This is a genomic window from Streptomyces sp. R21 (genome assembly GCF_041051975.1).
In the GTDB taxonomy this organism is placed as follows: domain Bacteria; phylum Actinomycetota; class Actinomycetes; order Streptomycetales; family Streptomycetaceae; genus Streptomyces.
This window is the reverse complement of the sequence record NZ_CP163435.1, coordinates 8050422-8073242: the sequence shown is the minus strand read 5'-3', so window position 1 is coordinate 8073242 and position 22821 is coordinate 8050422. Positions and strand designations below refer to the sequence as shown.

At 71.2% G+C, this 22821-nt stretch carries 22 protein-coding genes; 14 read left to right on the top strand and 8 right to left on the bottom strand.

From position 1 onward, the window contains the following. Positions 1 to 40 precede the first annotated feature (40 nt). The 3 genes from AB5J56_RS35960 to mtnB are packed head-to-tail and all read left to right on the top strand — an operon-like array spanning position 41 to position 1961. On the top strand, positions 41 to 634 hold the full coding sequence (locus tag AB5J56_RS35960; RefSeq protein WP_369239105.1) for an acireductone dioxygenase: 594 nt from the start codon (positions 41 to 43) through the stop codon (positions 632 to 634). After that, positions 631 to 1356 carry an acireductone synthase gene (gene mtnC / locus AB5J56_RS35955; RefSeq protein WP_369239103.1) on the top strand — a complete coding sequence of 242 codons (726 nt, stop codon included), beginning with the start codon at positions 631 to 633 and terminating at the stop codon, positions 1354 to 1356. The genes AB5J56_RS35960 and mtnC overlap by 4 nt, the downstream gene beginning before the upstream one ends. Beyond that, positions 1353 to 1961: a methylthioribulose 1-phosphate dehydratase gene (gene mtnB / locus AB5J56_RS35950; RefSeq protein WP_369239101.1), complete on the top strand. Its 609-nt coding sequence runs from the start codon at positions 1353 to 1355 to the stop codon at positions 1959 to 1961. The genes mtnC and mtnB overlap by 4 nt, the downstream gene beginning before the upstream one ends. Positions 1962 to 2038: 77 nt before the next feature. On the opposite strand, the gene mtnA is transcribed toward mtnB, so the two are convergent. After that, complete coding sequence (mtnA, locus tag AB5J56_RS35945) at positions 2039 to 3070, bottom strand: S-methyl-5-thioribose-1-phosphate isomerase (protein ID WP_369239099.1); 1032 nt, start codon at positions 3068 to 3070, stop codon at positions 2039 to 2041. Positions 3071 to 3362: 292 nt separating this feature from the next. Between mtnA and AB5J56_RS35940 the strand changes: the two genes are divergently transcribed. The 8 genes from AB5J56_RS35940 to AB5J56_RS35905 all read left to right on the top strand — a co-directional run bounded on the left by AB5J56_RS35940 (position 3363) and on the right by AB5J56_RS35905 (position 12052). After that, positions 3363 to 4415 carry a BMP family ABC transporter substrate-binding protein gene (locus AB5J56_RS35940; RefSeq protein WP_369239097.1) on the top strand — a complete coding sequence of 351 codons (1053 nt, stop codon included), beginning with the start codon at positions 3363 to 3365 and terminating at the stop codon, positions 4413 to 4415. Continuing rightward, complete coding sequence (locus AB5J56_RS35935; protein ID WP_369239095.1) at positions 4396 to 5979, top strand: ABC transporter ATP-binding protein; 1584 nt, start codon at positions 4396 to 4398, stop codon at positions 5977 to 5979. The genes AB5J56_RS35940 and AB5J56_RS35935 overlap by 20 nt, the downstream gene beginning before the upstream one ends. A gap of 1 nt (position 5980) precedes the next feature. Continuing rightward, positions 5981 to 7024 (top strand): ABC transporter permease, encoded by a 1044-nt coding sequence (locus tag AB5J56_RS35930; protein ID WP_369239093.1) that lies wholly within the window; start codon positions 5981 to 5983, stop codon positions 7022 to 7024. After that, positions 7024 to 7890 (top strand): ABC transporter permease, encoded by an 867-nt coding sequence (locus AB5J56_RS35925; protein WP_369239091.1) that lies wholly within the window; start codon positions 7024 to 7026, stop codon positions 7888 to 7890. The genes AB5J56_RS35930 and AB5J56_RS35925 overlap by 1 nt, the downstream gene beginning before the upstream one ends. Continuing rightward, positions 7887 to 8639, top strand: coding sequence for a nucleoside phosphorylase (locus AB5J56_RS35920; protein ID WP_369239089.1), 753 nt, complete (start codon positions 7887 to 7889; stop codon positions 8637 to 8639). Before AB5J56_RS35925 ends, AB5J56_RS35920 begins: the two co-directional genes overlap by 4 nt. Next, positions 8636 to 9976, top strand: a complete 1341-nt coding sequence (locus AB5J56_RS35915) for an amidohydrolase (protein WP_369239087.1) — start codon at positions 8636 to 8638, stop codon at positions 9974 to 9976. Before AB5J56_RS35920 ends, AB5J56_RS35915 begins: the two co-directional genes overlap by 4 nt. A 95-nt stretch (positions 9977 to 10071) precedes the next feature. Continuing rightward, positions 10072 to 10743, top strand: coding sequence for a FadR/GntR family transcriptional regulator (locus tag AB5J56_RS35910; protein ID WP_369239085.1), 672 nt, complete (start codon positions 10072 to 10074; stop codon positions 10741 to 10743). A gap of 214 nt (positions 10744 to 10957) precedes the next feature. Next, a complete protein-coding gene (locus AB5J56_RS35905) occupies positions 10958 to 12052 on the top strand; it encodes a PAC2 family protein (RefSeq protein WP_369239083.1) in 1095 nt (364 codons plus the stop codon). A gap of 81 nt (positions 12053 to 12133) precedes the next feature. Here the strand turns inward: AB5J56_RS35905 and AB5J56_RS35900 are convergent, their stop codons facing one another. After that, positions 12134 to 13069, bottom strand: a complete 936-nt coding sequence (locus tag AB5J56_RS35900; RefSeq protein WP_369239081.1) for an SMP-30/gluconolactonase/LRE family protein — start codon at positions 13067 to 13069, stop codon at positions 12134 to 12136. A gap of 301 nt (positions 13070 to 13370) precedes the next feature. On the opposite strand from AB5J56_RS35900, the gene AB5J56_RS35895 reads away from it, so the two are divergent. Further along, positions 13371 to 15110, top strand: a complete 1740-nt coding sequence (locus tag AB5J56_RS35895) for a S8 family peptidase (RefSeq protein ID WP_369239079.1) — start codon at positions 13371 to 13373, stop codon at positions 15108 to 15110. Between the two features lie 63 nt (positions 15111 to 15173). Continuing rightward, complete coding sequence (locus AB5J56_RS35890) at positions 15174 to 15815, top strand: hypothetical protein (protein WP_369239077.1); 642 nt, start codon at positions 15174 to 15176, stop codon at positions 15813 to 15815. Between the two features lie 116 nt (positions 15816 to 15931). Here the strand turns inward: AB5J56_RS35890 and mshC are convergent, their stop codons facing one another. From mshC to AB5J56_RS35870, 4 genes are all read right to left on the bottom strand, one after another. Then, positions 15932 to 17161 carry a cysteine--1-D-myo-inosityl 2-amino-2-deoxy-alpha-D-glucopyranoside ligase gene (gene mshC / locus AB5J56_RS35885; RefSeq protein WP_369239075.1) on the bottom strand — a complete coding sequence of 410 codons (1230 nt, stop codon included), beginning with the start codon at positions 17159 to 17161 and terminating at the stop codon, positions 15932 to 15934. A gap of 113 nt (positions 17162 to 17274) precedes the next feature. Continuing rightward, positions 17275 to 18102, bottom strand: a complete 828-nt coding sequence (locus AB5J56_RS35880) for an SCO1664 family protein (protein WP_369239073.1) — start codon at positions 18100 to 18102, stop codon at positions 17275 to 17277. Next, positions 18066 to 18656: a DUF3090 domain-containing protein gene (locus tag AB5J56_RS35875; RefSeq protein ID WP_369239071.1), complete on the bottom strand. Its 591-nt coding sequence runs from the start codon at positions 18654 to 18656 to the stop codon at positions 18066 to 18068. Before AB5J56_RS35875 ends, AB5J56_RS35880 begins: the two co-directional genes overlap by 37 nt. A gap of 131 nt (positions 18657 to 18787) precedes the next feature. After that, a complete protein-coding gene (locus AB5J56_RS35870) occupies positions 18788 to 19474 on the bottom strand; it encodes a histidine phosphatase family protein (protein ID WP_369239069.1) in 687 nt (228 codons plus the stop codon). A gap of 62 nt (positions 19475 to 19536) precedes the next feature. Here AB5J56_RS35870 and corA point away from each other — a divergent pair, with 62 nt between their 5' ends. Beyond that, positions 19537 to 20535, top strand: a complete 999-nt coding sequence (corA, locus tag AB5J56_RS35865) for a magnesium/cobalt transporter CorA (RefSeq protein WP_369239067.1) — start codon at positions 19537 to 19539, stop codon at positions 20533 to 20535. 82 nt (positions 20536 to 20617) lie between these two features. Here the strand turns inward: corA and AB5J56_RS35860 are convergent, their stop codons facing one another. Then, entirely contained in the window at positions 20618 to 21406 is a 789-nt protein-coding gene (locus tag AB5J56_RS35860; protein ID WP_369239065.1) for a ferritin-like domain-containing protein, read from the bottom strand. 237 nt (positions 21407 to 21643) lie between these two features. After that, positions 21644 to 22699, bottom strand: a complete 1056-nt coding sequence (locus AB5J56_RS35855; RefSeq protein WP_369239063.1) for an LLM class F420-dependent oxidoreductase — start codon at positions 22697 to 22699, stop codon at positions 21644 to 21646. Positions 22700 to 22821: the final 122 nt, after the last annotated feature.

Sequence of the window (22821 nt, the reverse complement as noted above, 5' to 3'; positions counted from 1 at the left end):
CGATGTCCGGACACTCATCTCGCATCCTGGAGTTGCTCCCATGACCCTGCTGACGACCTGGCCCGAGTCCGGTCCGGAGACCGTCGTACGCCGTACCTCCGACCCCGTCGAGATCGCCGCCGCGCTGGCGCCCATCGGGGTGCGCTACGAGCAGTGGCCGATCCGCCCGGACGTCCCGGCGGACGCCGACAGCGACACGGTCTTCGCCGCGTACGGCCCGGAGATCGAGAAGCTGAACGCCGAGGAGGGCTTCACCACGGTCGACGTGCTGGGCCTGCACCCGAGCGACGACCCCGAGTACCCGGCGAAGGCGAAGGCCGCGCGCCAGAAGTTCCTTCAGGAGCACACTCACGACGACGATGACGAGGTCCGCTTCTTCGTCTCCGGGTCCGGCATCTTCTATCTGCACGTGAACGGCGAGGTGCACGCCGTGTACTGCGAGAAGGGCGACCTGCTGGGCGTGCCGCGCGGCACCACCCACTGGTTCGACATGGGCACCAGGCCGGCGTTCACCGCGATCCGCTTCTTCCACGAGGAGGACGGCTGGATCGGGAACTTCACCGGCTCCCCCATCGCCGAGCGCTTCCCGGACTACGACACCATCGACGCGGGCCACAAGGCCGACGCGGCATGAGCGAGGTCTTCGACGTCGACTCCGTGGTGCTCGACATCGAGGGCACCACGAGCGCCACGGGGTTCGTCGTGGACGTGCTCTACCCGTACTCCCGCTCACGCTTCGGAGCACTGCTCTCACAACGGAGCGGCGACCCGGACGTGGCGCGGGCCGTCGCACAGGTGCGGGAGCTGACCGGCGATCCGGACGCCGACGCCGGGGCCGTCGAGAAGGCCCTCAACACCTGGCTCGACGAGGACCGCAAGGCCACACCGCTCAAAACCCTCCAGGGCATCATCTGGGCCGAGGGCTTCGCGCGCGGCGACCTCGTCTCGCACTTCTACGACGACGTGGTGCCCGCCCTGCGCCGCTGGCACGCGGCCGGGGTACGGCTGCACGTGTACTCGTCCGGTTCCGTCGCCGCCCAGCGCGCGTGGTTCCGCTCCAGCCCCGAGGGCGATCTGCTGCCGCTGGTCGAGGAGTTGTACGACACGGAGAACCCGGGGCCCAAGCAGGAGCCGGACTCGTACCGCACGATCGCGGCGGCGCTGGGGCGGCGGGCCGACCCCGGCCGCCTTCTCTTCCTCTCCGACCGGCCGGGCGAACTGGACGCGGCCCGCGCGGCGGGCTGGCGCACGGTCGGTGTCCGGCGGCCCGGGGAGCCGTACTACGAGCAGGGAGTCGGCGACCACGCGCAGGCGGGGACGTTCGACGAGATCACCATCACGAGGAGCATCACATGACCGCCGAGACGTCAGCGCTGGACCTGGAGGAGGCGGGCGCGGTCCTGGCCGCCGAGTCGGCCCGGTTCGCCTCCTTCGGCTGGATGCGCGGCACGTCCGGCAACCTGTCGGTCGTCGTCTCCCGCGACCCGCTGCGCCTCGCCGTCACGGCGAGCGGCCACGACAAGGGTGAACTGACGCCCGCGGACGTGGTGTTGGTGGACGGCGTGGGTGCGGCGGTCGCGGGCGGCAAGCCCTCCGCCGAGGCCGAGCTGCACGCGCGCGTGGCCGCGCTCACGGGTGCCGGCGCGGTGGTCCACGTGCACACGGTCGCGTCCGTCGCGATGGGACGCCGTGAGCCGGGGGGCATCGTCTTCCGGGACCTGGAGATGCTCAAGGGCGTCGGCCAGCCCGCCCACGACGTCGAGGTCACCCTCCCGGTCATCGCCAACAGCCAGGACATGAAGGTGCTCGGCGACCGTCTGGAGGCGGCCCGTGATCCGCGGATGCCCGCGGTGGTCGTCGCCGGGCACGGCCTGTACGTGTGGGGCGCCGACCCGCGTCAGGCCCGCCACCACACCGAAGTGGTCGAGTGGCTGCTGGAGTTGGAGCTGACGGGCTGCTGAGCCCGGCAAAAAGCCGCGGTCCGTGAGGTCAACTCCTCACCCGACCGCGGCTTTTGCATACCTCGCGGCAGGGTGCCTCAGCGCAGGTGATCCCCCGGCAGCTCCCCCGCCGCCACCTCCAGCACGCCCCGCTCGGTCACCAGTCCCGTCACGAGACGGCCCGGGGTGACGTCGAACGCCGGGTTGTGGCCGCGCGACTCGGCGGGGGCCGTGCGAACGCCGGACCACTCCAACACCTCGTCGCCGCCGCGCAGTTCGATGTGGATGTCGTCGCCCGAGGCGGTCGCGAGGTCCACCGTGGTGGTGGGCGCGGCGACGAGGAAGGGGATGTCCGCGTAGGCGCAGGCGAGGGCGACGCCGACGGTGCCGACCTTGTTCGCGGTGTCGCCGTTGGCCGCTATGCGATCCGCGCCGACGATCGCGGCGTCGACCTCGCCGCGCAGGATCGTGCCCGCGGCGGCGCCGTCCGCCTGGACGTAGTGCGGTATGCCTTCCTGGACCAACTCCCAGGCGGTCAGGCGGGATCCCTGGAGCAGGGGGCGCGTCTCGTCGGCGTAGACGACCTCGACCTGTCCGCGCGCGTGCAGTTCGCGGATGACGCCGAGTGCCGTGCCCCAGCCGGCGGTGGCGAGCGCGCCGGTGTTGCAGTGCGTCAGGATGCGCAGCGGCCGGTCCGCGCCGACCCGCTTGAGCAGCCAGTCCGCGCCGTGCGCCGCCATCGCGCGGTTCGCCTCGACGTCCTCGCGCTGGACGGCCGCGGCCTCCTCCAGGACCGCTTCGAGGCCCTCGTCGAAGCGGGTCATCACACGGTCGACGCACACCATGAGGTTGACCGCGGTCGGGCGCGCCTCGCGGATGCGGGCGACCGCCGCGCGGACCTGTCCCTCGTCCCAGCCCTCGCGCTCGCCCTCGATCAGCGCAAGGGCGACCCCGTACGCGCCCGCCGCCCCGATCGCGGGTGCGCCGCGCACCACGAGCCGCTGTATCGCGTCGACCAGAGTGTCCACATCGTGGACATCGCAGGTCTCGGTGCGGTGCGGCAACACGGTCTGGTCGATGAGCGCGAGGCTGCTTCCGGACCACTCGACGGCACGCAATTCCTGGGGCATAACGGGGCACTCCTGATGTTCCGAAGGTGCGCGACACCGTACATGACCTTCACGAACCACAGTTCGAGACAGTCGGGCGGGCGTCTCAAAACCGGTGTTACTCTCCAGCACCCGCAGCCCCCAGGCCGAAGTGAAGGAGGACGTGTGCTGCTCACGATGCGCCGCTTCCTCGACCACGGCCGATGTGCCAGCGACGGCTGTCGCAGCTGACCAGCGCCGGTCAGCTCCCGCCGTTCACCCTCACCCGCACGCTCCCGCAGAGCGTGTCCTGCCGTACCCGGAAGGTCCCCCGATGCACCGCAGATCTCGCCGTACCCTCCAGCTCACGGCGCTCGCCACCGGAACCGTGCTGCTCGCCACCGCCTGCAACGCGGCCGCCAAGGACAGCTCTTCGGCGGGCGCCAAAGGCAGCGGCGACACATCGTTCACGCTGGTCACGCCGGACTCCGTAGGACAGAACGAGTTCCTGAAGCTCGCGGTCGACGGAGTGAAGTCGGCGGCGAAGGCGCACAACGGAACGCAGAAGGTGTATCAGTCCTCGGATACCGCGTCTCAGCAGCAGAACGTGCAGGCCGCCGTCGACGCGCAGCCGGACGTCATCGTGCTGGTCGGCTTCGAGTTCGCGGACCTGGTCGCGCAGCAGGCGAAGGCACATCCGAAGCAGCAGTTCCTGATGGTCGACGCGTGCACCACCAAGACGTTCAAGAACGTCAGTTGCGCAGTCTTCCGCGAGCACGAGGGTGTCTACCTCGCGGGCGCCGAGGCGGGCCTGCTCAGCAGGAGCGGCAAGGTCGGCGCTGTCGACGTCCTCGACACGCCCCAGTTCCGGCGCTACAGCGACCCGTTCGCCGCCGGTGCCAAGAAGGTCGCCGCCAAGACGTCCACGTCCACGCGGTTCGTCGGCGGCCAGTCCCCCTTCGACGACTCGGCGCGCGCCAAGGAGCAGGCGAACTCCCTGCTCTCCAAGGGCACGGACCAGATCATGGCGGCGGCCGCGGCCGGCAACTACGGCGTCTTCGAGGCCGCGAAGGCCAAGGGCGCGTACGCGTACGGCGTCGACGTCAACCAGTGCGTCTCCTCGCCCGGCACGGTCGTGGACAACGTGATCAAGCGCACGGACGTCGCCGTGGAGAAGGGCATCGACCAGGTCCTCGGCGGCAAGAAGGGCACGACCGTCTCGTACGGCCTGAAGGAGGGCGGCATCAGCCTCACAGGTCTTGAGGACGGGGTGGACTCCAGCAAGTGCGTCATCGCGAAGCACAAGGACGTCCTGAAGAAGGTCGAGGCGCTGCGCGACCAGATCGTGTCCGGAGATTTGAAGGTCGATGACCCGGCAGCCGCCTGACCAACTCGCGGTCGAGCTCCGGGGAATCACCAAGCGGTTCCCCGGCACGCTCGCCAACGACGCCGTCGACCTGACCGTCCGCCGCGGCGAGATCCACGCTCTGATGGGCGAGAACGGCGCGGGCAAGTCCACCCTCATGTCGATCCTGTACGGCATGGAGCGCGCCGACGCGGGCACGGTCCGCGTCGATGGGCGCGAGGTGGCCTTCGGCGATCCCGGCGACGCGATGGCCGCCGGACTCGGCATGGTGCACCAGAGCTTCAAGCTGTTCGATTCGCTGACGGTCGCCGAGAACGTCGTCTACGCCGCCGAACCGCGCCGCTTCGGCCTGGTGGACCGGGCCGCGGCCCGCCGCCGGGTGCGTGAGCTCGCCGCGGAGCACGGGCTCGCCGTCGACCCGGACGCCCGTGTCGGCGACCTGCCGGTCGGGCTGCGGCAGCGCGTGGAGATCCTGAAGCTGCTGCACCGCGGCGCCCGTACGCTCATCCTCGACGAGCCGACCGCGGTGCTCACGCCCGCCGAGGCCGACGCCCTGTTCGCGGTCCTCAAGTCGCTTGCCGCCGAGGGCCGTACGGTGATCCTTGTCACGCACAAGCTGCGCGAGGTCCTCGAAGGCAGCGACAACGTGACGGTGCTGCGGGACGGGCGGGTCGTCGCGCGCCTGCGCACCGCCGACACGACGGCCGACGAGATCGCCGCGGCCATGACCGGCCGCGCGGTGGATCTGGACCGCGTGCACCCGCCCGGCACATCGGGCGACGTGGTCCTGGACGTGAAGAACCTCACCACGGACGGCGTGCGCGAGGTCGCGCTGACCGTCCGCGCGGGCGAGATCGTGGGCATCGCGGGGGTCGCGGGCAACGGCCAGAGCGAGCTGATCGAGGCCCTCGCCGGGCTCCGCCCGGTCACCTCGGGGCACGTCACCCTGCAGGGCGCGGACGTCACCCACGCGTCCGCGGCCGAGCGGCGCACCCAGGGCCTCGCGTATGTGCCCGAGGACCGGCACGCGGTCGGTACCGCGCCCGCGGCGTCCGTCGCGGACAACCTCGCGATGGGCCACCACCGCACCTCGCTGTCCTCCCGGCGCGGACTGCTGCCGCCCTCGGCCGTCCGGGCGCACGCGCAGGGGCTCGTCGAGCGCTTCGGCATCAAGGCGGCCGCCCCCGAGGTGCCCGCCGCCGCACTGTCCGGCGGCAACCTCCAGAAGCTGCTGATCGGCCGCGAACTCGCCCACGGAGCCCCGCTGTTGCTGGTCGAACAGCCCACACGCGGTGTCGACATCGGGGCCGTCCAGACCATCCACGACGAGCTGGTCGCCTACCGCGACGCCGGCCACGCCGTGCTCCTCGTCTCGGCCGAGCTGAGCGAGATCCGCGGCCTCGCCGACCGGGTCCTCGTGATGTACGAGGGCCGGGTGACGGCGACGTACGCGAAGGACGCCGCGGACGAGCGGACGCTGGGGCTCGCGATGGCGGGCGGCGGCGACTCCGGCGCCGATCCCGCACAGGCTGCCGCGGCGCAGGCGTCCCCGCCGGAGGCTTCCCCGGTAGAAGTCGGAGACTGACATGCGTCACATCACCACAGCCCTGCGCTCCCCCGTCGCCTTCTCCGTGCTCGCCGGGGTAGTCATCGGCGCCCTGTTCCTGGTGGGCACGGGCGCCGATCCGATCGCCGCGTACGGGGCGGTCATCAGCGGCTCGCTCGGCCCGGACGGCATCGGCTCGACCCTGAGCACCGGCACCAGCGTGCTGGGCATGGCGCTCGCGCTGGCCGTTCCGCTGCGCGCCGGGCTCATCAACCTCGGCGGGGACGGGCAGTTGGTGCTCGGCGGGATCGCGGCGGCGGTCACCGGGCTCTACTCGCCGCTGCCCGCGCCGCTCACCGTGCTGCTGGCGCTGCTGGCGGGCATGGCGGCGGGCGCCGGGTACGCGGCCCTGGCCGCCCTGTGCGAGAACCACTTCGGGGTGCCGCTGCTGGTGAGCAGCCTGCTCCTCAGCTATCCGGCGTCCTCGTTCGCCTCGTACCTGGCCCGCTACCCGCTCAAGGAGCCCGGTTCCAGTCTCCCCCAGACGCGCCAGCTCCCGGACGGGGTGGCCCTGCCGGCCTTCGGCGAGTCGACGGTGACCGTCGGTCTTGTCCTGGTGGTGCTCGCGGCGGCCGGGTACTGGTTCGCCGACCGGCGCACGGCCGTCGGGTACGAGATCCGCATGACGGGCCTCGGCTCGCGCTTCGCCGCGTACGCGGGTGTCGAGCGCAAGAGACTGACACTCCGGCTGATGGCGGTGTCGGGCGCGCTCGCCGGACTCGTGGGCGCCATCGGGGTGTTGAGCTTCCCGTACCGGTTCCTGGACGGCGCGCTCACCGCCCCCGGCTACACCTGGACGGGCCTGACCGCCGCGCTGCTGGCGGCCGCCGCTCCGCTGGGCACGGTCCTCGCGTCGTTCTTCTTCGCCGTGCTCCAGGTCGGCGGGCTCTCCATGGAGCGTACGACCGAGGTGCCGCGCGAGCTGACCCAGGTGCTCCAGGCCATCGTGATCGTGTTCCTGGCGGCCCGGCTGCGGTTCCCCCGCCGACGCAACAAGCCTTCCGTGCAAGGGGAGTTCGCCTGATGTTCTTCGACTCCGACCTCCTCATGTCGGCGCTGCGCGCGCTCACGCCGATCCTGCTGGCCGCGCTGGGCGGCGCCCTGTGCGAGCGCGCGGGCGTCTTCAACATCGGCCTCGAAGGCATGATGTTGATGGGCTGCTTCACGGCGGTGGCCACGAGCTGGTTCACCGGCAGCCCCTGGCTCGGCGTCCTGGCCGCCGCGCTCGCCTCCGCCGCGTACGCGCTGATCCTCGCCGTCGGGGCGGTGACCCTGCGCGGGGACGCGGTGGTCCTCGGCATCGCCATGAACCTCCTGGCAGTAGGTCTGACCAGCTTCCTGTTGCGTACGGTCTTCGGCGTGCAGGGCACTTTTGACGATCCGTCACTGGCCGGGCTGCCGCTGGTCGGCGGCTTCTCGCCGCTGGCGTATCTGGCGTGGGCTGCGGTCGGTGTGGCCGCGCTGATGCTGTCGCGGCATGTGTGGGGCCTTCGGCTGCGCGGTGTCGGCGAGGCACCGGACGCGGCGGCGACCCTGGGGGTGAGCCCGGCCAAGTACCAGTACGCGGCCGTCCTCGTCTCCGGAGTGCTGTGCGGTCTCGCCGGTGCCCAACTCGCCCTCGGCAACGTCACGTTGTTCTCCGAGAACATGACGGCGGGCCGCGGCTGGATCGCCGTCGTCGCGGTGATGCTCGGCCGCGCCCTGCCGCTCGGCGTACTGCTCGCCGCGCTCCTCTTCGGCCTCGCCGAGGCGGCCGGGTTCCGCCTCCAGGGCCTCGGCCTGCCGCAGCAGGCGACCGACGCCGCGCCGTACGTCGTCACGCTCGGCGCCCTCTTCCTCACGACGGCCCGCCGCCGTCGCCGTACCCGCCCCTCTGGAGCCAGCTCATGACCCAGGACCTGCTGCCGATCACCCGCATACCCCGCACCGGCCTTCCGCCGTCCGCCCTGGTCGTCGGCGACCCGGCGCGCGCCGCGGACGTCGCCGCGCTGCTCGAAGACGCCGAGGAGGTCTCCTACCACCGCGAATACCGTGTGTTCAGCGGCAGTTGGAAGGGCCTGCCGGTCACCGTGGCTTCGCACGGGGTCGGTGCGCCCGGCGCGATCCTGCTCTTCCAGGAGCTGGCGGACGCGGGGGTCCGCACGTTCCTGCGGTTCGGCACGGCGGGCGCGATGCGGGCCGGGATCGGCGACGGCGACCTCGTCATCGCGGAGGCCGCCGTGCGCGACGACGGGGTGACGCAGCAGCTGCTGCCGCCGGAGTACCCGGCCGTGTCGGCGCCGGAGGCGGTGTTCGCCCTGCAGCGCGCGGCGCGTGCGGCGGACGCCCCGCACCACCGGGGCCTGGTGTGGACCCGGGCGGCCTTCCAGCCGGGGCTGATCCCCCTGACGGCGTACGACACGGCCGGACTCGCGGCGATCGAGATGGAGCTGTCGGCGCTGCTGGTGACCGCATCGCTGCGCGGACTCGTCGCGGGCGGTGTGCTCGTGATCGACGGCGCCAACGCGGACGAGCTGGTCGACGAGAGCGCCACCGGCGGGTACAACCCGCACCGGGACGTGGTCGCGGCGGGTGTCGAGCGCGGCGCGGTCGTCTCGCTGGAGGCGCTGCGGCTGCTCGCGGAGGAGTACGCGTCGTGACCGAGCACATCGATCTGCTGGTGCGGGGCGGGGACGTCCTGACGGTCGACGACGCCGGAACGGTCGTACGGGGCGGTGCAGTCGGCGTCCGCGACGGCGTGATCGTCGCGGTCGGGCCCGCCGAGGAGCTGCGGGCGCGGTACACGGCGGACCAGGACATCGACGCCGAGGGCTGTCTCGTGCTGCCCGGGTTCGTCAACGCGCACACGCACCTCGCGATGACGCTGCTGCGGGGCCGCGCCGACGACGTCACGCTCCAGGGCTTCCTGGAGCGGGTGCTGACGTGGGAGGCCGAGCTGCTGTCTCCGAAGAACGTGGCGGCGGCGGTGCGGGTGGCGATCGCCGAGGGCGTACGGGCCGGGGTGACCTCCGCCCTCGACATGTACTGGTTCCACGGGGCGGCCGAACAGGCGGCGCGCGAGGCGGGCTGGCGGCTGCACACCGGACCGACGTTCATGGACGTCCCCGGCCCGGCGGACGGCATCGCGTACGAGGACCGGCTCGGGTGGGCGCGCCAGGACCTGGCCGCCCGGGCCGGGGCACGGCCCGGCACCCGCCCCGTCCTCTTCGCGCACTCCACCTACACGCTCGCCCCGGACCAGCTCACCGAAATAGCCGCGCTGGCGCGGGAGTTCGGTGCGCTGCTGCACCTCCACGCGGCGGAGAACGCGACCGAGGTCGCCACCGTCGAGGTGCGCCACGGCAAGCGCCCGGTGGAGCTGCTCGACTCGCTCGGACTGCTCGGCCCCGATCTGCTGCTCGCCCACGCGGTGGACCTCACCGGGCCGGAGATCGCGGCGCTGGCCCGCACCGGCACCGCGGTCGCGCACTGCCCGGTGTCGAACCTGAAGCTCGGCTGCGGCATCGCGCCGGTGCCGCGGCTGCTGAGCGCCGGGGTGACCGTCGGCCTGGGCACGGACGGCGCGGTCAGCTCCAACACGCTGGACATGCTGGGCGCGGTGCGACAGGCCGCGCTGGTGCACAAGGCGGCGGGCGACCCGACCGCGGTCGGTGCCGAGCAGGCGGTGCGGATGGCCACGATCGAGGGTGCCCGCGCGCTGGGCCTCGGCGACCACCTCGGCTCACTGGAGGCCGGCAAGCGTGCCGACCTGATCGTGCTCGACCTGAACGCACCCCATCTGAGACCCCTGCACGACCCGTGGTCCACACTCGCGTACGCTGCGCACTCGGCCGACGTACGGGACACGGTGGTCGACGGAAGGGTCCTGATGCGGGAGCGCGCGCTGACGACGCTCGACGAGCCGACCGTGCTGGCCGATCTGGAAGCGCTTGTCCGAGGCACTCGACCGGAGCATTCGTCCGCGGCACTCGTCTGAGCTGTGGATTTCAGACCCCTTCTCTCCCCGTTCAGCCCACTGAACCCTCATAATGGCCTGAGACATCCGATGTCTGAGCGACTGGGAGGCCCGCCATGGCAGTCACCGACGAGGCGATCGAGAAAATCAAGGACATGATCGTCTCCGGCGCGTTGCGCCCCGGCGACCGGCTGCCCAAGGAGAGCGAACTCGCCGCCGAGCTCGGACTGTCCCGCAACTCGCTGCGGGAGGCCGTCCGCGCCCTGTCGCTCATCCGCATCCTGGACGTCCGGCAGGGCGACGGCACGTACGTCACCAGCCTGGACCCGCAGCTCCTGCTGGAGGCGCTGAGTTTCGTCGTCGACTTCCACCGCGACGACACGGTCCTGGAGTTCCTGGCCGTGCGCCGCATCCTGGAGCCGGCGGCGACGGCGATGGCGGCCTCCCGCATCAGCGAGCAGCAACTCGCCGCGTTGACCGCACAGTTGGACAAGCTGGGCTCCGATCCCTCGGTGGAGGAGCTCGTCGCCTCCGACCTCGACTTCCACAAGGGCATCGTGCAGAGCTCCGGCAACTCGGTGCTCTGCTCCCTGCTCGAAGGTCTCTCCGGGCCCACCACCCGGGCCCGGGTCTGGCGCGGTCTGACCCAGGAGGACGCGGTCAGCCGCACCCTGCACGAGCACCGGGCCATCCTCGGCGCCCTGCGCGACCGGGACGCGGAGGCGGCCCGCTCCTGGGCGACGGTGCATATCGCGAGCGTCGAGCAGTGGCTGCGGTCGACTCTCTGATCCGATGTATGGCGGCACATCTGCGCAACGTCCAGGGTGTGCGTCGAAGTTGGCCGACGACGGCTCGGCCACAGCTCGGATGACTCCGGGGTGTTCCGGGGTGGCTGACGGGGCAGTGATCCGTTCACTCCCCCGTGCAAGGGGGCTGCGGAGGCCCCCCGCGAACGCCGTAAGGTTGGGGCGTACGCGAGGGCACGTCGGAAGGAGGCGCTGGGTGATCGAGCTCGAGGGGGTTCCCGAGCTGATCGACCCGGTCATGGTGGCCGCGTTCGAAGGCTGGAACGACGCCGGCGACGCCGCCTCCACCGCGGTCGCACATCTGGACAGGGAGTGGAAGGGCGAGGTGTTCGCGGCGCTGGACGCCGAGGACTACTACGACTTCCAGGTGAACCGCCCCACCGTGTGGCTGGACGGCGGTGTCCGCAAGATCACCTGGCCGACGACAAGGTTGTCGGTGGTCCGGGTCGGCGGCGAGAAGCCACGTGACCTGGTGCTGGTGCGCGGGATCGAGCCGTCGATGCGCTGGCGCTCGTTCTGCAACGAGATCCTCGGCTTCGCGCACGAACTGGGCGTGGAGCTGGTGGTGATCCTGGGCGCGCTGCTCGGCGACACCCCGCACACCCGTCCGGTGCCGGTCAGCGGGGTCACGTCCGACCCGGACCTGGCGCGCACGATGGACCTGGAGGAGACCAAGTACGAGGGCCCCACGGGCATCGTCGGCATTCTCCAGGAGGCGTGCACGCACGCGGGCGTCCCGGCGGTGTCGCTGTGGGCGGCCGTCCCGCACTACGTCTCGCAGCCGCCCAACCCGAAGGCCACGCTGGCCCTGCTCAACCGCCTTGAGGACCTGATCGACCTGCGCATTCCGCTGGGCGAGCTGGCCGAGGACGCGCGGGCCTGGCAGCTGGGCGTGGACCAGCTGGCGGCCGAGGACAGCGAGGTCGCCGAGTACGTGCAGACGCTGGAGGAGGCCCGGGACACGGCCGAGCTACCCGAGGCGTCCGGCGAGGCGATCGCCCGCGAGTTCGAGCGCTATCTGCGCAGGCGGGACGGCGGCGGTCCGGCGGCCCCGTCCGGCGGCCACGCGACGGAGAGCGGCGACTCACCCTCGTATCTGAAGGACGGCCCGGGCGGCCGCGTCCGACCGCCCAAACCGCAGCGACCGGAGACCGGCGCCGAGGACGACGGCCTGCAGGATTCCTCGGACGCCAGTCCACAGGAACCCGCCGGCAGCTCTCCCGACACCGCTGCGGACGAGTCATCGGACAACTCCGCAGACAACGCTGCGGACGAGTCCTCGGAGGACTGAACCGGCGGATGCCGAACGGGATGCCGAACGAGCAGGGGCGGTGCGCGACAGGCGCACCGCCCCTCCGCCGTCCCGGGCCCGTCAGACCTGGGCCACCGCCACCGCGTCGTACTCGGTGTCCGGTGTCGGCTCGACGTCGAAGCGCGCGTTCGGAAGGTACAGACGGTCGCCCCACGCCGCGGCCGTCGTCGGGATCCGGAAGCGCGTGTCGGTGATCCGGGCGATCGCCGTGCCCTTGGTGCCGGAAGCGTTCAGCCGGAACACGTCGATGAGGTTGTCCGCCTGCTGAACGGCATAGAGGATGCGGCCGAGCAGCAACAGCCCGTCCCCGTCGGGCAGTTTGGAGGGCCCCAGGTCCACCGCGGTGGCCACTCCGGTACGGGGATCGACCCGCATCAGACCGCCGCCGTCAGCGATCGTGTTCACCACGAGCAGTGCTCTGCCGTCGGGCGTGCGCTCGATGCCGTTGGCGGTGAAGCCGGGGCCCTGCACCCAGTCGCCGGTGAGCGGCAGGGTGGTGACGGCGCCGGGTTCACCGTGCGGGCCCAACGCGAGCCCGTAGAGCACAGGTTGGTAGGTCTCGGTGAACCAGGCCGCGCTCGGTGTGAGGACCACGTCGTTGACGAAGGTGCCGCCGACGTCGTACACCTTCTCGATCTTCCCGCTGCGCGCGTCGACCGTGCGCAGCTCGCCGCTCGATCCGCCGGCGAGGAAGAGCCTTCCGTGGCGGTTGATCTTCAGCCCCAGGGTGGGGTGTTCGGCCCCGAGGCCCTTGCTGATGACGGAGCCGCGTCCGGTGGCGAGGCTCGCCCGGTAGATGTCCCCGTTCGCGATGGACCCGAAGTACGCGAAGGGGGCGGTGCCGATGGTGATGCCCTCGGGCGCGAAGCCGTTGGGCAAAGCGAATTGGGTGGGCCAGTGCCCTTCGGCCGCCTGGGCGGTGCCGCCCAGAAGCGCTGTTCCTCCGAGCGCGGCGGCGGCTGTGAGCAGTCTTCGACGTGCGAAGGAACGGTGCATGGAGCGTCCTTCCGCAAGGGTCCGGCAGCGGCCGGACCAATGGTCAACAGTCGCTGCCACCCCATCACATGACACCCGCCTCCGCAGCCTTTGGCCGGATTGCTCCGTGACATCTGTTTCCGGACGGATTGCACGGGGTTCCCAATTCAACTTGTTTTCAAACGTAATTGGCGAAAGCGGCCTGGACGAATGGCCCGGCGCGTAGCAGGGTGGGCCCCGAAGGCGCGGCCCGGAGACGGGACATGGCACCGCGCCGACCCGCTGCAAGGCCACCCGCATGGACCGAAGGGAGCGGCACGCGATGACCGACCAGGTACAGCCGGCGCAGGGCCCGGGAGCGTCCGGGCCGGGGCCCGACGGAGCGGGATTCACCTACCGAGGAGCCGAGCAGGAGCTGATCGTCGTCGCTCGCCCCGAGGCCCGGCTGCGCGCCGCAGCCGCGGGCGTCCGCTCGGCGGCGGGCGCCGACGTGTCGGCGCTCAACATGTTCCTCAGCGACGAACAGCTCGCCCTGGAACCACTGTTCGGCAGTGAGGAGCGACTTCAGCATTCCGCCGCGGCGGGCACCGAGAGCGTGCCCGACCTCGGTCTCTTCTACCGGGTGCGCGGCGTCGAGAGCCGCGCCCAGGAACTCCGTTCGCGCATCGCCGCGCTGCCGGAGATCGACACGGCATATGTGAAGCCCGGCGCCGTACCCGCCTCGTTGGGGTCCGTCGGACAGAGTGCGGACGAGACCCGGCGGCGGAAGGAAGGGGCGCCCGTCACCCCCGACTTCACCAGCCGGCAAGGGTATCTGCGCCCCGCGCCCGAGGGCATCGACGCCTACTGGGCCTGGCAGCGGCCCGGCGGCACGGGCCAGGGCGTGACCGTGATCGACGTGGAGGGCGCATGGCAGCTCGGCCACGAGGATCTGGCCGCGAAGCTCGCGGGCGTCGTCGTCGGCACCCCGCTGACCGACATCGCCTGGCGCAACCACGGCACCGCCGTCATCGGTGTGATCGGCGGCGACCGGGGCGAGCACGGGATCACCGGTGTCGTGCCGGACGCGGTGACCGCCGCCGCGTCCTTCCAGGACATCGGCTCGGCGGCCGCGATCCACGCGGCGGCCGAGCGGCTGAACGCCGGCGACATCATCCTGATCGAACTGCACGCCCCCGGGCCGCGGTTCGACTTCGAACAGCGCGACGACCAGCAGGGCTACATCGCGATCGAGTGGTGGCCCGACAACTACGCGGCCGTACGGTACGCGACCGCCAAGGGCGTCATCGTGGTGGCGGCCGCGGGCAACGGCGCCGAGTCGCTCGACGACGCGATGTACGAGCGCCGCCCGGCCGAGTTCCCGGAGTGGTGGCGCAACCCGTTCAACCCGTCCAACCAGTCCTCCGGCGCGGTCCTCGTCGGCGCGGGCGCACCGCCGCCCGGCACGCACGGCCGCGACCACGGTCCGGACCGCTCACGGCTCGCGTTCTCCAACTACGGGGCACGCGTGGACGCGCAGGGCTGGGGACGCGAGGTCACGACCACCGGCGGCTCCTGGGACAGGCCCGGCGATCTGCAGGGCGGCGCCGAGGAGATCGCCTGGTACACGGACACGTTCTCGGGCACCTCCTCCGCCTCCCCCGTGGTGGTCGGAGCCCTGGCCGCGCTACAGGGAATGCTCAAGGCGGCGGGCCAGGAAGCGATTTCACCGGAACGTGCCCGCGCGGTGCTGCGGGCGACGGGATCTCCGCAGCAGGACGCGCCGGGCCGGCCCGCATCCCAGCGGATCGGCAACCGGCCGGACATCAAGGCAGCGGTCACTCATCTGCTGCCGGAGGCGGTCGGCTCGGGCCAGGCCGAGCGGTACTGGGACGAGCTGCTGCCGTATCCGCGTGAACTCCCGCCCAGGCTCAGGCTGTTCGTGGCCGGTGCCTGGCGCAACCTGAACAACCCGTCCCCCGAGATGCGCCAGGCGGTGCACACCGCCTTCGCGGGCGGACGGCCGGACGTACGTGTCTGGTTCTCGGACGACGAGATCGTCGGCCTCGTGGTCACGGGCTGAGGACCTGGTCGTCAGGGACCGACGCACCAACGCAACCAACCATTGATGGAAGGTGGCACCCGCATGAGCACGACCCCGCAGATGAGCCAGCAGGGACAGCAGCACGGCCAGCACCAGGGCCAGCACCAGGGCCAGCAGGGCCCGAGCACGGCGCCCCCGCAGCAGTTCGGGCAGCAGCAGGGCATGGGCCAGCAGCAGCCGTTCGGCCAGCAGATGCAGCAACCGTTCGGGCAGCAGATGCAGCAGCCCCACGGCCAGCAGGGCATCGGCCAGCAGCAGCCCTTCGGCCAGCAACAGCAGCAGCCGTACGGCCAGCAGGGCATCGGTCAGCAGCAAGTGCCGCAGCATCTGCAGCAGCAGCTCCAGCAGCTCGGCCAGCAGCAGCCGTTCGAGCAACTGCTCCAGCAGCTCGGGGGCCGGCAGCAAGGTCAGCAGCAGGGCCAGCCTCTCGTGCTGCAGAGCGCGGTCGAGGCGCAGGCGCTGGTGAGCGGCATCGCCACGAAGTTCTGGGACGTCGTGACCCCGCTCCCCGGCCAGCCGTCGATCCTCTACCTGTTCATCAACAACGCGTGGTACCCCCTGGTCAACCCGAACCAGGTCACGCACGACGAGGTCCAGGAGGCCTTCGCCTTCGGACAGCAGGTCATCGGGATCTACGACTCGAACACCAACGCCATCCAGGCCGTGATCGTCAACAGGCAGTAACGGCAGGACAGCAGTAGCGGCCGGAGAACGGCCCAGACACAGGCACAGAGGGCGCCGGGCAGGTGAGAACCCGCCCGGCGCCCGGCTGAATCAGGAAGTTTTCCAGGGAGCGGCGGCTACAGGGCCACGCCCAGAAGAGCGTCCACGGCACGCGATACGACGCCGGGGGCGCCCTCATCCGTACCGCCTTGGGCGTGCTGGAGCGCGGCCCAGCGGTCCACCGCCGCGAGCGCGGTGGGGGCGTCCAGGTCGTTCGAGAGGGCCTCGCGGATCTCCTCGACGAGCGCGTCCGCGGACGGTCCGTCGGGGCGGGAGACGGCCGCGCGCCAGGTGTCCAGGCGGGCTACGGCGTCCTCCAGGACCTGGTCGGTCCACTCCCAGTCGGCGCGGTAGTGGTGCGCGAGCAGCGCGAGCCGGATGGCCGCCGGGTCGACCCCGTCGTAGCGCAGCTTGGAGACGAAGACCAGGTTGCCCTTGGACTTCGACATCTTCTCGCCGTGCAGCGCCACCATGCCTGCGTGGACGTACGCCTTGGCCATCGGGAACTCGCCGGTGAGCACCTGCGCGTGCGAGGCACCCATCTCGTGGTGCGGGAAGGCGAGGTCGGAGCCGCCGCCCTGCACGTCGAAGCCCATGCCCAGGTGGTCCAGGGCGATGGCCACGCACTCGATGTGCCAGCCGGGCCGGCCGCGGCCGAGCGAGGCGCCGTCCCAGCTGGGCTCGCCCTCGCGGGCGGCCATCCACAGCATCGGGTCGAGCGGGTTCTTCTTGCCCGGACGGTCCGGGTCCCCGCCGCGCTCCGCGGACAGCAGACGCATGGCGGCGGCGTCCAGATGGGACACCTGCCCGAAGTGCGGGTCGGACTCGACGGAGAAGTAGACATCCCCTTCGAGCTCGTACGCCGCGCCCGCGTCCCGCAGTCGCTCGACCAGCGGGACGATGCCGGGTATCGCCTCCACGGCACCGATGTAGTGCTGCGGGGGCAGCATCCGCAGGGCGGTCATGTCCTCGCGGAAGAGGGAGGTCTCCTTCTCCGCGAGCCCCACCCAGTCGATGCCGTCGCGCTGCGCGCGCTCCAGCAGTGGATCGTCGACGTCGGTCACGTTCTGGACATAGTGAACCTGCCGCTTGGTGTCGAGCCACACGCGCTGAACGAGGTCGAACGCGTTGTAGGTCGCCGCGTGACCCAGGTGGGTCGCGTCGTACGGCGTGATGCCGCAGACGTAGATACGGGCGACGGGACCGGGGTCAAGGGTGATGAGCCCACCGGTCGCGGTGTCGTGGATCCGGAGGTCGCGGCCCTCACCAGGCAGGGCGGGGACCTCAGAAGCGGGCCAGGCATGCATGTCATGAGCCTAACCGGACGGATGTTCCGTACACGAACCGGACCGCCTTCGACGGCCGAATAGGCCCTCTTGTGCGATGCCCTCGGCCGTGCTTCGGCGTAGCTGGGGCAATGTCACACCGGCGGCCAGGGAATCGCCGGCCACTCCCCGCTCGGCTCCGGGTGTCTGCCGGAGGTGAGGAGGGCGCTGACGCGTGCGCGGGTGGCGTCGAGTTCGGCGGGGGTGATGAGTTCGGCCAGTCGGGTGGCGAGCGGGGCGCCGGCCGCGAGGCCGTCCCGCAGGGAGGTGAGCGCCCCGACCGCCTCCGGGGCGAGCGGCTCCCCCGCCCACCCCCACAACAGCGTCCGCAGCTTGTTCTCCGCGTTGAACGTGACCCCGTGGTCGATCCCGTACAACCGACCCTCGCCCCCCGGCAGCAGATGCCCGCCCTTCCGGTCGGCGTTGTTGATCACGGCGTCGAGCACCGCGAGCCTCCGCAGCCGCGGATCGTCGGCGTGCACGAGCAGCGCCGTCCGCCCCTCGCCGACCTCGGCGAAGCCGATCGCCTTCCAGCCCTCCTCGGGCTCCTCACCGTCCACCAGGGCGAGCAGGTCGGTCCCCTCGTCGTCGGCCGACGCCTCGATCCAGAGCTGGCACATGCCCTCGCCGTAGGGCCCGTCACGCAGCACGGTGGGCGGCACGAGCCCCCAGCCGGTCGCCTCGGACACCTCGAACGCGGCAACCTCGCGCTGCGCCAGGGTGCCGTCGGGGAAGTCCCACAGGGGCCGCTCCCCGGCGACGGGCTTGTACACGCAGAACGCCTCGCGGCCCTCGTACGAGACGGAGCAGTACAGCACCGCGTTCGAGGCCTCGCGGATCCGACCGCGCACCGTGAGCTCGCCCTCGGCGAGCAGTTCGGCCGTGGTCACGCTCCGCGGCGGTATCCGTTCTGGCGCGGACATACGTGTCCTTCCGGGTCGAGCGGGAGGCTGCACAGCGGGCAGGGCGGCCGTCCCGCGTTGACGACATCGAGGGCACGCTTGGCGAAGGCCCGCGCCTGTACGCCGGTGAGCCGGACGCGGAGCATCGGCGGACCGTTCTCCTCGTCCTGCAAAAGCCGTTCCTCGGCCTCGGCGAGGTCCTCCTCGGAGTCGGCGTCGAGCTCCACGAGGGCCTGTGCCTCGACGATCATGCGCTGCTCGTCACCGTCCCAGGCCAGCGCCATCGTGCCGACCCGGAATTCCTCCTCCACGGGGCTTTCCAGGGGCTCGGTGTCGCCGATCTCCGAGGGCGCCACGGCCGGGACGGGGGCGCTGCCCCCGGTGCGCCGTACGACCTCGTCGAGAAGCTCGTCCATGCGCTCGGCGAGCGCCGCGACCTGGGTCTTCTCCAGTGCCACGCTGGTCACCCGGGGTCCTGAGGAGGCCTGCAGGAAGAAGGTACGGCGCCCGGGCAACCCGACCGTGCCGGCGACGAAACGGTCCGGGGGGTCGTAGAGGAACACCTGACGGGACACGTCCTGTCTCCATTGATTCGACATGAGAACCGACTGACCGCGTCGGCCCGCATCGGCTGCTGACAACACTTGCGACGACACTTGCGAACTACTGCGCTGCTTCGACCGCTTCACCCTACTGCGGCCGACGATCACGCTGCGCCCGCACCGCCCCCGACCGTGGCGTCGCCGGCCGGCGGCTCCTCGCGCGGCGCCAGCGACGCGAAGTCGCCGGTGTCCCCGAGGCGTACGAGAAACGGCCTGAGTCGTGTGTAACGGATCGCGGTGATGGAACACGGTTCCACAGAGATCCGCTGGAAGAGGTCGAGATGAAGTCCGAGTGCGTCCGCGACCAGAGACTTGATGATGTCGCCGTGCGAGCACATGAGGTACACGGCGTCGCCGCCGTGATCGCGCTCCACGCGCGCGTTCCACTCGCGGACCGCCTCCGCGGCCCGGGTCTGCATGGCCCGCATCGACTCGCCGCCGGGGAACGCCGCCGCGGACGGGTGCGCCTGTACGACCGCCATCAGCGGCTCGTCGTTCAGCTCGGCGAGCTTGCGGCCGGACCAGTCGCCGTAGTGGCACTCCCCGATGCGCTCGTCGGTGTGCACCCGCAGCTCGGGGCGCGCGTCGAGCAGCGGTCGAAGCGTCTCCTGGCAGCGCTGCAAGGGGCTGGTGACGACCTCGGAGATCGGCAGCGCGGCGAGCCGGCCGGGCAGCGCGGCGGCCTGCTCCGCTCCGCGCTCGTCGAGGGCGACGCCGGGGGTCCAGCCGGCGAGCAGTCCGGCGGTGTTGGCGGTGGAGCGTCCGTGCCGGACGAGGATCAGCGTGGGCATGCGGCCCAGCGTAGGCGTGAACCGGGGTGCGTTCCCGGCCGGACGGCGGGAGAATACGCTCCGTGATCGTCGACTGCGCCATTTACCGCGACGGGCGCCGCACGGAGGGGCCCGACGACCTCTCCGACGCGCTGGACGATGCGCGCGCCCGCGGTGACAGCTTCCTGTGGATCGGTCTGTACGAGCCGACGGAGAAGGAGTTCGACAAGGTCACCGAGGAGTTCGGACTCCATCCGCTGGCCGTCGAGGACGCTCTGAAGGCACATCAGCGCCCCAAGCTGGAGGTCTACGACGACTCGCTGTTCATGGTCCTCAAGCCGGTGACGTACGAGCCGGACAGCGACACCGTCTCCTCCGGCGAGCTGATGATCTTCGTCGGTGACTCCTTCGTGGTGACCGTGCGCCACGGCGAGGGCGCGCCGCTCGGGAGCATCCGCCGCCACCTGGAAGAACAGCCGGAGATGCTCCGGCACGGCCCCACCGGGGTCATGTACTCGATCGCGGACTCCGTCGTCGACCACTACCTGGAGGTGGCCACCGAGCTGGGCACCGACCTGGAGGAACTGGAGGCGGAGGTCTTCTCGCCCACCGGCGGGGGCTCACGGAACACGGCGTCGCGGATCTACACGTTCAAGCGGCAGATCCTGGAGTTCCGCCGGGCCACGGGCCCGCTCGCGGTACCGCTGACCAAACTCGCGGGACTCGGCCAGTTCGGCGGGGCGGTGCCTTTCGTGCACGACAAGGCCCGGCCCTTCTTCCGTGACGTCAACGACCATCTGACGCGCGTCAACGAGTCCGTGGAGGGCCTGGACCGGTTGGTCTCGGACGTTCTGTCGGCTCATCTGGCCCAGATGAGCGTCCGGCAGAACGACGACATGCGGAAGATCTCGGCGTGGGCGGCGATGGCCGCGGTCCCCACGATGATCGCCGGGATCTACGGCATGAACTTCAAGCACATGCCGGAGCTGCACTGGCGGTGGTCGTACCCGGTGGTCATCCTCGCCATGGTGATGCTGGAGATCGGCCTGTACCGGCTGTTCAAGCACCGGGGCTGGCTGTAGGCACGCTCCCTGGCTGCGATCACGCCGCACGCACGCATGCGTGGCGCTCGCCGAGCGCCACGCATGCGTGCCCGGCGCGTTCCTAGGCGAACTCGGGTGCGGCGGTCGCCGGCCCGCCCAGCGCGTCGCGGCGCTCGGGCATCTTCAGCGAGACCATGCGCCGCCAGCCGGCGATGCGCTCGTAGGCGTAGACCGCGTGGATGCCCGCGGCGAGGACCGACGCCTTGGCTTTCGGCCAGCCGAGGATGCGTCCCATGTGGTCCATCACGGCGAGGCTGACGTCGCGGTAGACGCGGATCTCGGCGAGGGCGCACTCGCGCAGGGTCTGGTGGATGGCTGGGCCGTGTCCGGCATGGGCGAACCGCAGCAGTTCCTCGTGGCAGTACGCGAGGTGGTTGTCCTCGTCGTTCGAGATCATCTTCACCGCGCGGCCGATGTCGGGATGGTCGGCGAAGTGCTTGCGCAGCAGGTCCATCTGCTCGGAGGCACGCTGTTCGGTGACGCGGCTGTGGGCCAGATAGGTGACGATGTCCTGCACGGAGAGCGGTTCGTCGCTCTTGAGCTTGTCGTGCGCGAGGCCGATCCCCTGCCGCTCAAGGAGCATCGTGTAGTCGGTGTCCGCCGGGACCTCGACCGGGCTCAGGCCGCGCTTCTTCATGAGGGCGTTGAAGATCCGGCCGTGCTTGTCCTCGTCGACGCCGTGCCGGGTGATCCTGGGCGCCAGCTCGCGTTCGCCCGGCGGGACGAGGGCGGCGATCCGCGCGTTCTCCCAGCCTCCCTGGGTCTCCCCGCTGGCGGCGATGGAGCAGAAGAGCCGGAACGACTCGTCGTTGTCGAGGATTTCCTGGAACAGGCTCTTGGCCGAAAGCATCACTGGCACCTCCATGCAGGGTTAGGCAGAAACCGAGTCAAATGGGATGTCAGGAGCGCGGCAACCGATGTGTCGGACAAATCCGCCAAACGAAGGATGACAAGGGACGCTCCGGCGCGTAACCCACCGGGGCCCTGGCGCGTTGTTCCCCGTGACGGCCGTGGCGGGGAAGACCCCCCGAGCCCCCACCACGGCCGCAGAACTTCTCCCGCCTCATGCGAGGTGGGTCCGGGCCTCCTAGGCCAGCCCGGCGCGCTCCAGGGCCTCGGAGCCCGCCCGGAGCGAGGCGATCCGCTCGTCGAGCGTGAAGCCGGCCGGGGCCAGCGTCAATGTGGTGACCCCGGCAGCCGCGTACGCCTTCATCCGGTCGGCGATGCGGTCGACGGAGCCGAGCAGCGTGGTCTGGTCGATCAGCGCGTGCGGAATGGCGGCCGCGGCGCCCTCCTTGTCGCCGGACAGGTACTTGTCCTGGATCTCGGCGGCCTCCTTCTCGTATCCCATGCGCTGGGCGAGCTGGTTGTAGAAGTTCTGCTTGCGACTGCCCATGCCGCCGACGTACAGGGCGGTGTACGGGCGGAACATGTCGGCCAGCGCCGTCACGTCCTTGTCGGCGCCGAGGGCGAGCGGCAGCGTCGGGCAGACGTCGAAGCCCTCCATCGTCTTGCCGGCCTTCTCGCGGCCCGCACGCAGGTACGTGAGCGCGGTGTCCTCGATGTGCTCGGCCGAGGGGAAGATCAGCAGGGCGCCGTCGGCGATCTCGCCGGTCTGCTCCAGGTTCTTCGGGCCGATCGCGGCGATGTACAGCGGGATGTGCTCGCGCTCCGGGTGCACGGTCAGCTTGAGCGGCTTGCCCGGGCCGCCCGGCAGGGGCAGCGTCCAGTGCTCGCCCTCGTACGACAGGCGCTCGCGCGTCATGGCCCTGCGGACGATCTCGACGTACTCGCGGGTGCGCGCCAGCGGCTTGTCGAACTTGACGCCGTACCAGCCCTCGGAGACCTGCGGGCCGGAGACACCGAGGCCGAGGCGGAAGCGGCCGCCCGACAGCGAGTCGAGGGTCGCCGCGGTCATCGCGGTCATCGCCGGCTGGCGGGCCGGGATCTGGAAGATGGCCGAGCCGACGTCGATGCGCTCGGTCTGGGCGGCGACCCAGCTGAGCACGGTGGCCGCGTCGGAGCCGTAGGCCTCCGCGGCCCAGCAGACGGCGTAGCCGAGCCGGTCGGCCTCCTGGGCGACGGAGAGATTGTCCGCGTCCATTCCCGCGCCCCAGTAGCCGAGGTTGATCCCGAGCTGCATGGCCGATCCCCTTACCGATCAGTAACGTCCCTTGTGCCGGAGACACTAGCGCGCTGGTGGACCCGGTGGCAGGGACGGGTTTCGGCGATCGGGGCCCGTGCCGGGAGGTCCCGGTGATCCAG

Excerpts from the sequence above, each read along its gene's own strand:
- mshC (WP_369239075.1), bottom strand. The coding sequence starts at position 17,161 with ATGCATGCCTGGCCCGCTTCTGAGGTCCCCGCCCTGCCTGGTGAGGGC.
- AB5J56_RS35900 (WP_369239081.1), bottom strand. The coding sequence starts at position 13,069 with ATGCACCGTTCCTTCGCACGTCGAAGACTGCTCACAGCCGCCGCCGCG.
- AB5J56_RS35855 (WP_369239063.1), bottom strand. The coding sequence starts at position 22,699 with ATGCAGCTCGGGATCAACCTCGGCTACTGGGGCGCGGGAATGGACGCG.
- AB5J56_RS35940 (WP_369239097.1), top strand. The coding sequence starts at position 3,363 with ATGCACCGCAGATCTCGCCGTACCCTCCAGCTCACGGCGCTCGCCACC.
- AB5J56_RS35895 (WP_369239079.1), top strand. The coding sequence starts at position 13,371 with ATGACCGACCAGGTACAGCCGGCGCAGGGCCCGGGAGCGTCCGGGCCG.
- AB5J56_RS35925 (WP_369239091.1), top strand. The coding sequence starts at position 7,024 with ATGTTCTTCGACTCCGACCTCCTCATGTCGGCGCTGCGCGCGCTCACG.
- AB5J56_RS35860 (WP_369239065.1), bottom strand. The coding sequence starts at position 21,406 with ATGCTTTCGGCCAAGAGCCTGTTCCAGGAAATCCTCGACAACGACGAG.
- AB5J56_RS35890 (WP_369239077.1), top strand. The coding sequence starts at position 15,174 with ATGAGCACGACCCCGCAGATGAGCCAGCAGGGACAGCAGCACGGCCAG.
- AB5J56_RS35920 (WP_369239089.1), top strand. The coding sequence starts at position 7,887 with ATGACCCAGGACCTGCTGCCGATCACCCGCATACCCCGCACCGGCCTT.
- AB5J56_RS35960 (WP_369239105.1), top strand. The coding sequence starts at position 41 with ATGACCCTGCTGACGACCTGGCCCGAGTCCGGTCCGGAGACCGTCGTA.
- AB5J56_RS35870 (WP_369239069.1), bottom strand. The coding sequence starts at position 19,474 with ATGCCCACGCTGATCCTCGTCCGGCACGGACGCTCCACCGCCAACACC.
- mtnB (WP_369239101.1), top strand. The coding sequence starts at position 1,353 with ATGACCGCCGAGACGTCAGCGCTGGACCTGGAGGAGGCGGGCGCGGTC.
- AB5J56_RS35880 (WP_369239073.1), bottom strand. The coding sequence starts at position 18,102 with ATGTCCGCGCCAGAACGGATACCGCCGCGGAGCGTGACCACGGCCGAA.
- AB5J56_RS35935 (WP_369239095.1), top strand. The coding sequence starts at position 4,396 with ATGACCCGGCAGCCGCCTGACCAACTCGCGGTCGAGCTCCGGGGAATC.
- mtnA (WP_369239099.1), bottom strand. The coding sequence starts at position 3,070 with ATGCCCCAGGAATTGCGTGCCGTCGAGTGGTCCGGAAGCAGCCTCGCG.
- mtnC (WP_369239103.1), top strand. The coding sequence starts at position 631 with ATGAGCGAGGTCTTCGACGTCGACTCCGTGGTGCTCGACATCGAGGGC.
- AB5J56_RS35910 (WP_369239085.1), top strand. The coding sequence starts at position 10,072 with ATGGCAGTCACCGACGAGGCGATCGAGAAAATCAAGGACATGATCGTC.
- AB5J56_RS35930 (WP_369239093.1), top strand. The coding sequence starts at position 5,981 with ATGCGTCACATCACCACAGCCCTGCGCTCCCCCGTCGCCTTCTCCGTG.